The organism is Erwinia sp. 009765445, from assembly GCF_058137865.1.
The window spans coordinates 1-1,958 of sequence record NZ_JBYUWC010000045.1; the positions used below are offsets into that span (position 1 = coordinate 1).

General features: G+C 57.7%; 2 protein-coding genes. Both read left to right on the forward strand.

Annotation, left to right across the window (positions count from 1 at the left end):
- Nucleotides 1-22 precede the first annotated feature (22 nt).
- Nucleotides 23-1,354, forward strand: coding sequence for a DNA circularization protein (locus AC3Y5R_RS24070; protein WP_489923413.1), 1,332 nt, complete (start codon nt 23-25; stop codon nt 1,352-1,354).
- Nucleotides 1,351-1,958, forward strand: a 608-nt coding sequence (locus AC3Y5R_RS24075) for a phage baseplate assembly protein (RefSeq protein ID WP_489923414.1), incomplete at its 3' end; no start/stop codon positions are given. The genes AC3Y5R_RS24070 and AC3Y5R_RS24075, both read left to right, overlap by 4 nt.

The window sequence follows — 1,958 nt, forward strand, 5'->3', positions numbered from 1 at the left end:
TTTTTTTCGCCCGGAGTAAACAATGAGCTGGAAAGATAATCTGCAGGAAGCCTCACTGCGCGGCGTACCGTTTAAGGTTGACAGTGATGAAGGCACCTTTGGCCGCCGGGTGCAGGTACATGAGTATCCCAACCGCGATAAGCCCTGGTCTGAAGATTTGGGCCGCGCAACGCGCCGGTTCAGCGTTCAGGCATATCTGATTGGCGATGATTTCTTTGAACAGCGAAACCGGCTGATTGAAGCCATTGAGAAGCCGGGCTCCTGCACGCTGATCCATCCGTACTATGGCGAAATGACCGTAACCGTTGATGATGCCGTACGCATCACCCATTCGACGGATGAGGGCCGGATGTGCCGCGTCAGCTTCAGTTTCATCGAAGCGGGCGAACTGTCGTTTCCCACCGCCGGGATCGCTACCAGTCAGAAACTTTCCTCTTCAGTTTCATTTCTGGATGACGCGATTTCTTCAGCGTTCGGCGCGTTTGGACTCGACGGGATGCCAGATTTTGTTCAGGACGGGCTTCTGGATGACGCTTCGGGGATTTTCGACACCGTCACCGATGCCTTTCAGTATGTCGATGCCGGGGTAAGCGCAGCAGGCAGACTGATGCAGGGCGATCTGTCCGTACTGTTAAAGCCGCCATCCAGCGGCATGACCTTTGTTAATCAGCTGCAAAGCATGTGGCGGGCGGGCACCAGGCTGTCAGGAAACACCTCTGATGTGATGGCAATGATTAAGGGGTTGAGCGGGATAACGGTGGACAGCGGGCTGGCTCCTCGTGGCGTGTGGAAAACTGACAGTAAAACTGCGCAGGAGCAGACCATACAGCGCAACTACGTGGCGCAGGCCGTCAGGACAACGGCACTCAGCGAAGCCGCTGCCGCCGTGACCAGCTTACCGCAGCCCGTTAACCGGGCGGTTACGCAACAGCAGGACCCGCAGCAGCCGGTTGTGGTTTCACATCCGGCAGTGAGCGACATTCAGTCGGAAACGGGAACCTCATCAGGTGTTACGACCTCAGTCGATAATGCCAGCGTGGTGTCATGGGACGACCTCTCTGATGTACGTGAAAACATTAATCAGGCCATTGACCGGGAGCTGGAGCGCGTGACGGACGATCAGCTCTTTCAGGCGCTGGTAACGGTGCGCACGGACGTTAACAGGGATATATCTGCCCGCCTTGAGCAGGTCGAACGCATGACGGAGCGCACCCCTGCCCAGGTCACTCCTGCACTGGTTCTTGCTGCGGACTGGTACGACTCCGCCGCGCGGGCAGGTGATATCACGGCCCGCAATAATATTCGTCATCCCGGCTTTGTGCCGGTCCAGACCCTGAGAGTGCCGGTGCGATGAACAACACAGTATTTTTACGTGTCAACGGGCACGAGTGGGGCGGCTGGACGTCGGTACGCATTTCGGCAGGCATTGAGCGTATCGCACGGGATTTCAGCGTGGAGATAACCCGCAGCTGGCCTGGCGATAACGATCAGGCATCCCGGCAGAGCCGCATTAAAAACGGCGATCTGGTTGAGGTTTTTATTGGTACGGATCAGGTGCTGACCGGATACGTTGAAGCCACGCCGGTACGCTATGACGCCAGCAGCATCAGTACGGGCATTTCGGGGCGCAGTAAAACCGCTGACCTGATCGACTGCTCCGCCACTCCATCACAATATTCCGGGCTGTCACTGGTGCAGGTGGCCGCCGCACTTGCGAAACCGTTTGGCATAACGGTTACGGATGGTGGGGTAACCGGCGGGGCGCTCCAGGGCATTCAGGCCGATCAGGGCGAGTCAGTTATGGACGTGCTGAATAAGGGCATGGGGCTGCAGCAGGCGCTGGCCTATGACGACGCAACCGGGAATCTGGTGATAGGTGACATCGGCAACCGCCGGGCGCACACCGCGCTGGTGCTGGGCGAAAATATTCTCACCTGCGACACGGAAAAATCAATCCG